Source organism: Faecalibacterium prausnitzii (assembly GCF_003324185.1).
GTDB lineage: Bacteria > Bacillota > Clostridia > Oscillospirales > Ruminococcaceae > Faecalibacterium > Faecalibacterium prausnitzii.
In genome coordinates this window covers 1-8204 of record NZ_PXUP01000038.1, presented here as the reverse complement: position 1 = coordinate 8204, position 8204 = coordinate 1, and the positions used below count along the sequence as shown (strand labels likewise).

At 51.5% G+C, this 8204-nt stretch carries 10 protein-coding genes and 1 pseudogene; all 11 read right to left on the bottom strand.

All coding sequences use genetic code 11. The features are described from left to right. Positions 1-77 precede the first annotated feature (77 nt). Positions 78-1523, bottom strand: a pseudogene (locus C7J97_RS14220) (VirB4-like conjugal transfer ATPase, CD1110 family); the annotation flags it as partial. Continuing rightward, positions 1498-1860 carry a PrgI family protein gene (locus C7J97_RS14215; protein ID WP_097793239.1) on the bottom strand — a complete coding sequence of 121 codons (363 nt, stop codon included), beginning with the start codon at positions 1858-1860 and terminating at the stop codon, positions 1498-1500. The gene C7J97_RS14215 and the pseudogene C7J97_RS14220, both read right to left, overlap by 26 nt. Before the next feature lie 13 nt (positions 1861-1873). Further along, complete coding sequence (locus tag C7J97_RS14210; protein WP_113993342.1) at positions 1874-2740, bottom strand: VirB6/TrbL-like conjugal transfer protein, CD1112 family; 867 nt, start codon at positions 2738-2740, stop codon at positions 1874-1876. A 265-nt stretch (positions 2741-3005) separates the two neighbouring features. Further along, the gene (locus tag C7J97_RS14200; protein WP_113993341.1) at positions 3006-3479 is read right to left on the bottom strand and encodes a hypothetical protein; all 474 of its coding nucleotides are present in this window, start codon (positions 3477-3479) and stop codon (positions 3006-3008) included. Positions 3480-3511: 32 nt separating this feature from the next. Further along, a complete protein-coding gene (locus C7J97_RS14195) occupies positions 3512-3955 on the bottom strand; it encodes a hypothetical protein (RefSeq protein ID WP_113993340.1) in 444 nt (147 codons plus the stop codon). Further along, positions 3933-4415 carry a DUF3990 domain-containing protein gene (locus C7J97_RS14190; RefSeq protein WP_113993338.1) on the bottom strand — a complete coding sequence of 161 codons (483 nt, stop codon included), beginning with the start codon at positions 4413-4415 and terminating at the stop codon, positions 3933-3935. The genes C7J97_RS14195 and C7J97_RS14190 overlap by 23 nt, the downstream gene beginning before the upstream one ends. An 84-nt stretch (positions 4416-4499) precedes the next feature. Then, the gene (locus tag C7J97_RS14185) at positions 4500-4715 is read right to left on the bottom strand and encodes a Maff2 family mobile element protein (RefSeq protein WP_055186938.1); all 216 of its coding nucleotides are present in this window, start codon (positions 4713-4715) and stop codon (positions 4500-4502) included. 140 nt (positions 4716-4855) lie between these two features. Further along, positions 4856-6622, bottom strand: a complete 1767-nt coding sequence (locus C7J97_RS14180) for a VirD4-like conjugal transfer protein, CD1115 family (RefSeq protein ID WP_113993337.1) — start codon at positions 6620-6622, stop codon at positions 4856-4858. Then, positions 6619-7083, bottom strand: coding sequence for a PcfB family protein (locus C7J97_RS14175; RefSeq protein WP_113993336.1), 465 nt, complete (start codon positions 7081-7083; stop codon positions 6619-6621). Before C7J97_RS14175 ends, C7J97_RS14180 begins: the two co-directional genes overlap by 4 nt. A gap of 24 nt (positions 7084-7107) precedes the next feature. Beyond that, positions 7108-7539: a DUF3846 domain-containing protein gene (locus tag C7J97_RS14170; RefSeq protein ID WP_242983536.1), complete on the bottom strand. Its 432-nt coding sequence runs from the start codon at positions 7537-7539 to the stop codon at positions 7108-7110. A 132-nt stretch (positions 7540-7671) separates the two neighbouring features. Next, positions 7672-8121 (bottom strand): hypothetical protein, encoded by a 450-nt coding sequence (locus C7J97_RS14160; protein ID WP_113993333.1) that lies wholly within the window; start codon positions 8119-8121, stop codon positions 7672-7674. Positions 8122-8204: the final 83 nt, after the last annotated feature.

Sequence of the window (8204 nt, the reverse complement as noted above, 5' to 3'; positions counted from 1 at the left end):
TGCAGGTCACAGTAGGGTTACTCCAAATGGATAGAGCAGTGTTTATACACAATACATTACGCGACTTCGTGTCGCACCTCTCCCTCTGGATCGTTCACAATAATATCATCGTCCGTCACCAAAAAAGCGTTTGCGATTTCACGCTTTGCCGAGAAACTTTTGCCAGAGCCGGGAGTACCCAAAATCAGGCCATTGGGATTTTTCAGCTTCTTCCGGTCCACCATGATTAAGTTGTTGGACAGGGCGTTCAGGCCGTAATACAGGCTTTCTTTGCCGGACTGGTACAGTTCCTGTGTGGTAAACGGAATGAAGATGGCGGTGCTGCTGGTGGTCAGCCCTCGCTGAATTTCGATCTGACAGTCAGCCAGCGGCAGGCTGCTCATCAGCCCCTGCTCCTGCTGAAAGTCAAGGCGGCACAGGTTGCAGTTGTGCTTCTGGGCAATACTGGATGCCTGAAAAACGTTGTTTTCCAGTTCCTGTTCAGTCCTGCCGGTGTTCAGCACCAAAAAAGTGACGAGGAACATCCGCTCGTTCTGGCTCTGTAACTCTTTCAAAAGAGCCTTTGCATCTCTGCCGTAGGTTGCCAAATCCGACGGAATGATGTCGATATCATATCCGGCGCGGATGGCTTTCTTCTGCTCCTCGATCTTTGATCTATCGAGTTCGGTGATGGTGCGCTTGACGGTCTTAATGGCACGATTCTGATCGACACTCTGGATGTGCATGGTAACGATCTGCGAGGAATCCATGTCCAGAAAATCCTTCAAAAGCTGGTCGCTGATGTCGGATGCCGTGATGCTCAGAAAGCTGGCGGCGCAAAAGATACCGCCCATCTGGAAGGTGCGGCTGTTCTTGAATGCAAAAGCGGTGGGTGCAATGGCATCCTTCACCGAAAGGCCGCTTTTCACGAGGTCCTTCCAGTCAAAGTGAAACTTGGATGCGCCGTCCATGTTGAACATATCGTGCATGAGTTTCAGCCGCTGAGCACCGTTTAAGGGCTTTGCCTGCACCCCAAGCCGGTGGAAGTTGTTCAACAGATCGTTCTGAATGTGGTCCAGCCGGGGCTTGACCTGCGCCATGCTTTCACCCTCCACACCAAAGGTGATGAATTTGGTCTTGGTCAGACCATTATTGCCCTTGGCAAGCTGCTGACGCAGCATTTGAGAATACTCGGCGCGAACATCGTCAAAGCCATCTTTCTGGTACGGGATGCGGATGCTCTTCTCAAACTCTGTGCTGTCCGTTGCCATGTTCACAAAGGACAGTTCAAACTTGATGGAACTGTCGAAAAAATTGAGGAATGAACACCATTCCTCAAAAATCGCAGTCTTATCCTCCTGCTGCGCCAACTGATAATTGATATCCTGATAGGCAATCGTCCGAGTATAATAGTTCGGCTTCACCCGGCAAGTGCCATCCTCGAACATCCGCTGCATGGGGATGGACTGCTGTGCTGTCCGGGGAACAGCAGACTTCGGCGGCTTTTTCTTGCCGCCCTTATCGGTCTTTTTCCAAAACGGCATTGGCTGACCCTCCTCTCATCAAAATCGCGTAGTAGTTGTTGGTCTTATAAGGTCGAATCTTCGGGCGCAAGAATCGCGCCTGAACATAGTGCGACAGCAGTTTTTCCAGCGGCTGACCATTTTTCTCGTACATACCCAGAAAAAATGCAGGCAGCATAACGGCCATCATGCCAAGGGTGGCGGCTGTGTTGCCGCCGGAATCCCGGAGAACAAAAAACAGCGGCACTCCAATCAGTGCCGCCGTGCCGAAACAAAGCAGTTGCCGTTTCGTCAGGTTGAATGCGACCTTCGATTTTACTTTCGTCAGGTCACGGGGAACGGAAATATACGCAGCCAAGTAAGCACCTCCTTTAATGCGCTCCGAGAACAGATTTCGTCACGGAGCTGGTCTTAAACAGGCTGAAACAGAGCAGAACAGTGTAGCCCACAATGCTCCAAATGGAGTTGATGGCATCCCCGGAAATCGCCACGCTCTGGATCAGCACCGCGTAAATTGCCACGCAGATGAGGATGAGGAAGCCTTGAAAGCCCAATGCGAACAGGCATTTCAGGTAGTTCTGCCCCATGTGCGACTGCTCGTGGTTGCCCCATGTTGCCATGGGGATGGGCGCAAGGCTCACCATGCAGTAGATTTCAATCATACGCCCGTAGACGATTACAAAAATGATAATGCTCAAGATCCGCATGGTGATGCCGATGAAGAAACTTTGCAGGAACAGCCCGAACAGGGGGCCTACATCCATCTGCATCAGGCTGGCTTCCAACATCGACAAGCCAATGTCGTTGACGCGGGTGTTTCCGGCAATGATGCCACTGGAATCAGACACCACCTTCTGTGTCAGGTCAAAGACCGCCATCACAATGTCGAAAGTATTGCTGATGAGCCACACCGACACCGCCGTTTTGAAGATCCAGCGCATGATGAGCGCAGGCTCAAACTGTGCCATATTGTTGTGCTGTGTGATCATCTCGATCAACTCGTAACAGGCGATGAAGGTCAGGATGATGCCTGCAATGGGCAGCACCACATTCCGAGAAAGAGCTTCGATCATTGCAAAAACGCGCGGCTCAAAGCTGGAGGGTTTGGTGCCCACCTGCTGTGCAATATTTCCCACCTGCGTGTTCACATCATCGAACAGACCAGAAAGGTTTGACATAATGCCTGCCGTCAGGATGCCTTTGATCCAGTCGGCAATGGCTTTGAGAACGGTTTCCATTCAGTCACCGTCCTTAGCTGAAATGGTTGATAAGGGTCTTGAGAAGGTTCAGGAGAAAAATAATGTGGGTCAAAAACTGCATAAGACACCGCCTTTCGTTGATGGGTGGATAAAAGACACGGCTTGGAGCACGGACATTCAATAAACCTGCAAACCGCAGAGGGCTATCTGTTGCTGCTCAAGCCGCCGTATGGAATAATCGACTCAGAAGCCGATGAAAACAAAAATGCCGACTGCTTTTGGCAATCGGCAATGGCAACAATATTTATATAAGTTCTTCCCAAGGCTCTAGGCCCATTTCTTCCCATGTGACACCATAAGGAGCACCGCCAGAAGTATAACCAGCAATAAAGAAGAAATCATCATTCTGTTCCACGAGTGGCTCGAACACCTGTTTCTTTTTCTTCTTTCTGTGGGGATTTGTCATTTTTACAGCAGGACGATTCAGTTTTTCCTGTCTGCGTTCCTCACGATGAAGCAGATGTTCCGGTAATCCTTTCTCTGCAAGACGCTGTTCAATAGCGGAATGCTTTTTATTATATACGGCATAGAACTCGTCAAAGGAAACATGGTATGGAATGTGCGAAAAAATTTGACGAGCAAGCAACTCATGTTCATCCGGGGTATCAGGAAACCGTTGGTTATCAGAAAAGAACTGATGCAGTTCTTTATATATCCGCTCTACAACTTTAGCTTTCTGTTTCTGCTTGAGCTGTTTGTAAGGCTTGTAATCGTTCATTTGCGATGCTCCTAGCGGTAAGAAAGTGGAAATCAAGCAAGCATCTTGCCCTCCAGATAGGAGCAGCGGAGATAATCAGGATTGGTGTAGTATACGTTGGAATTGAAATCGGAGATTTCATCCGTGATAAACGACGAAAAAACATCCAGAATTGCCTGTGCAGCATCTTCATCCTTCATGGTGGACAGCACTAGCCCCTGATACAGCATTCCGATGGAGGTTGTAGAAGGGACCGTGTAGCGGCACTCTGCAGCGGTATCAAAATCCCCCTCCGGAATGTTGAAATCATCGATCAACTCATCCGAAACCTGCTCAAAGGACAGGCAATGGTTTACTTCTGCCAGCCGGAGCTGCCGTTCGACGTCGGCTTTTGTGAAGTGACGAATCACATCCTGCCGATGATTTTTGGTCTTGCGGGCAATGGTCTCGATCAGGCTACAAACATAGAGAACATCATTTTTCTGCTTTTCGGTCATGGATGGGTTCACTCCTCTCAAAGGCCAGGCAGTGCAAAGCGTTTACGGTATGAAAGCTGATTTGATGTGTCGGATGCTTGAACTTCGCCAAGGCCCAAAATGCTTCACGGCTGATCTGCCCGGACGTAAATCCGTTGACGTAATCCCAAATGGTGTCGTCTGCCATGGGTCCCTCCACAATATCGTAGGGATGGGTTTCGCCTGCACGACATTTTGCAATGAAATCCAGCCATTCGTCCGACATTTCAGGGAAACGCAGAATCTTCAGGTCGGGATTTTCTACATAGCGATAGACGTTCACAATACCATCGGCAGAACGGCGGTCTGCCCAGCGGTAGGCTTGCTGATAGTTGTTCGTGCAGTAGAATCCCCAAGAAAAGTCTTTTGTATACCGTGTGATGCGGATTTCGGGATAGACAACTTCTTCTTTACTGCCATGATACAATAAAATCTCGCTCATCTGCTTCACCTTCTGTATGTGAGATAGTTACTATGGCTTTCCCCATTATAGTATGTACCGGGCGGCAACCGCCGCCCGCTGTTCTTAACCGAACAGACCGCTCAGCAGGGGAATCAGGGTGATGCCCACCAGAGCGACACCGCCGCCAGCCATGAGCTGCTTCATGCCCTGACTCTTACTGCCGGGGTTGTCGTTACCATAACCTTCCAGCAGGTTGATGGCACCCCACACGCCGAGACCGGCACCCAAAGCCACGACCAGAGTCTGAAGAACTTCGATAGCAGAGTTGAAGAATTCCATAGTCTTTTCTCCTTTATTATAAAGCGTTTCCGGTCATTTGTACACACCCGAAATCTTATTGTTTTACGCTGCATAACCGCGGCAAGGTTGATTTTCTGGTGCACCTTTCTGACCGGGGTAAAATAAAACCGCCTACCGGGTCAGGCAGACGGAAGCGAATCAGCATCAATCACAACAAATGCATCATTGGGATTGATTTTTTCTTTTCGGTTCAGATATTTTTCAATATCAAAGGTGTTTTTGGGGTCGTAGTCCGAGGTCAACTTGTAGTTGGGGTGCTGGGTCAGGTCATACTTGTCGCTCAAAAACGGTCTGACGCCACGCAACTGCAAAATACACTTACCGCCGTCCAGCACCGCAAGCTCGTCCCGGCTCAACAATTCATGCCCCATCTTCTGGAACGTGGTGCCATAGCTGGGGCTGTTACCACGGGTGTCCGAGGTGTTGAATGCGTCAATGGTCTCTTTTCCCAGCATTTCCGACAGGTCTTTCAGGGTGGTGGGTTCGGAGCCGCCGAGGAAAATCTGGCTGTCCATGTTGCCCACGATAGTGTCCGCATTGTCCTTGTAGATGGCTTTCAATTGGCTACGGGCTTGCAGTACCAGACAGGCGGAAATCTCACGGCTGCGGATGGTCGCCACCAGCTTTTCCAGATTGGGAATCTGCCCGATGTTGGCGCACTCGTCGATCAGACAGCGTACATGGATGGGCAGCTTGCCGCCGTACACATCATCTGCTTTATCGCAAAGCAGATTGAAAAGCTGCGTGTAGACCATGCTGATGAGAAAATTAAAGGTGGAATCCGTGTCCGACATAATGAGGAAAAGCGCCGTTTTCTTATCGCCCAGCGTGTCCAGTTGCAGCTCATCGTACATGGTGAGGTCACGCAACTCTTGGATGTCGAAGGGGGCTAATCTGGCACCACAGGAAATAAGGATGGATTTTGCGGTCTTGCCGGCAGCCAGCTTGTAAAGTTTGTACTGCCGTCCGGCAAAGGAATTGGGCTTCTTTTTCGCCAGTTCTTCAAACAGCAGATCCACCGGGTTCTGATATTCCTCGTCATCCTCCAGCACCTGCATGGTGTTCAGCATTTCCAGCAGGGTATCAAAGTTTTGTTCCTCCACCGGGGCTTCATAATGCAGATAGGCGATCAGGGCGGTGAGCAAAAGACGCTCCGATTTTTCCCAGAATGGGTCCCCGCCGGACCCTTCACCCTTGGTGTTGGTCATCAGGGTCGTAACAAGTTTCAGAATGTCCTTTTCGCTGTGAACATAGGCGAAGGGGTTGTAGTGCATCGACTTTTTGAAGTTTATGGTGTTCAGAATTTTCAGCTTGTAACCGTTTTTCAGAAGTGCGTTCCCACACTCGACCACGATACTACCTTTCGGGTCAGTAACCACATAGGAACTGTGACATTGTAAAAGGTTGGGCTTGAGCCAAAACCGGGTTTTGCCGCTGCCGGAGCCGCCCACCACCAGAACGTTTTTGTTCCGGGCGTTCTTGGGGTCCGGCGGGCGATTGGACATCATCAACCGTTCCGTTTTGGTCAGGATGATGTTGTCGGCAAATTTCGGAGCCATGAACGGTTCAATGTCCTTGGGCGTACCCCACCGGGCAGAGCCGTACTCCATGCCGTGGCGGTACTTCTTGGCGTTTTTTCCACGCAGATAGACCGCCAGCCGCAGCCCTGCACCGCAGCACAAGCCCACCAGCAAATCCAGAGGGTGCAGGCTGGGCAGAGGATTCGCAAATGTCAACGGAACAGTACCCATCATGGACATGATCTTATCGCCCAGTTCTTTGCCCTCGGCAAGCCGCCACGCTTCGCCAAAGTTGGTTGCCACCAGCCCCAGCAAAATATAGGGCAGGTACAGTGCCAGCAGCTTTGTCAGCTTTTTCGTGGTCACAGTCCACGCTCCTGTTCCTTGTGCCGGACTTTACCGGGGAGTTCTGCCGCCGCCTGCACCAGTTCATGCAGTTTTGCCAGCACCGAGGGGCGTTTGTCCTTGTTCAGCAAAGATGCCGAATACTCCTTGAACGCCGAGTGAAAGGCTTCTGCGTCCGGGGCTTTGAAAAAGACCAGATACCGGGGCGGCACTTCAGAGCTGTCCTTGCGGATAGCGTAGTCGATGCCGTACTTTTTGGCATAGCGTTCCAGACCACGGATGCCGGTCTTGCTGATCTCCACGCTGGACACGCCCCGGTTCTGCCGCAGAAGAGTGCGGACGCTCTGCTTACCTTGGGATGCCTTGGACTGGTACAGCCGAAACGCCGCTTTAACTGCCCGCAGGACAGTCCGGGCAGACAGCTTCGTGGTGGAGATCATAATGTTGAATGATTTCTGTTCGATTTCTTCCTGCACTGCCATCACCTCCCGTGCAGCAGGGTGATTTTAGCGGTCATGCTCTGCCGTGGGCTTGGAACGGGGCTTTTCTGCCGGAGGTTCATCGGGCACCGGCAGCACCAGCAGACGGTTGCCCAGTTTCAGAAAGGCTTCCGGCTGATGGAAAAGCTGCTCGTACTTCTGCGCCATCTCCGGGGTCAGGGATGCAAAATCCTCCTCGCCCAAACCCACCACCAGAAAGTCTCCGGCAACGGCATCGTACATCTGCCCGTCCTCATCCCGCAGGGCACGGTTCAGGGGCAGTCCCATGAGCTTGCCCTCGTCATTGCAGATGATGGCCACCGGGTCTGCAAAGGGGTAAACAGCATCAATCGAGCCGCCCACAGCCTGCTGCAAGGCTTTCAGGTCGTTGTCAATCTCGACCTGCTGCGGATGCTGTCCCGGCGCAATTTTCAGCACCGACAGGGTGTTCTCTTCCATGCGAATCCTCCTTTCCGTTCAGTCCGATCTCACCGCTCCGTGCCGCCTGCATCAGAGCCGCCACGAAGAAGCCGAAAAAGGCACCTGCTTCAAAAAATGCGAAACCGATAAAAAAGTTCAGCATGACACACCTCAGTCGATGCAGATGCAGGTCAGCTTCTGACCATCCGCCATCAGGGTGGTGCTGTGATCTTCCAGATAGGTCTGAAAGCGATAAATGTCCTCCACTGTCAGGGATACGATGGCGCTGTGCCCATCGGTGCGGTAGAAAATCACCGGGCCAGTCAGGTACCGCTTGCCTGCCAGCTTGAGAACCTGCGCCGGATTGTAGCTGATAAACAGCGGCGCACCCTTCACGGAGATCAGAGCATCGTCCTCGTCAAAACAAGGCAGAACGGAGGGGGCATCCTCCTCCATGATAATGGTCAGTTCCATGTCCGGGCTGATGGCGGCAAGGTAGACATTCTCGCTTGCCATTTCGCTCAAGCACGATGCCGCCTGCTTCAGCATGGACAGAATGTTCACGACCACCGTGATCTGCGGAGCGTGAGTTGCGGAGTGAAAAGGAATCGTATTGTTCATAGACGTTACCTCGTATAATAAAATAGTAGTATTTATAGACCGCTCTCCAGCGGAATGCTACAATAGTTTCAGGGTGCTGTGGA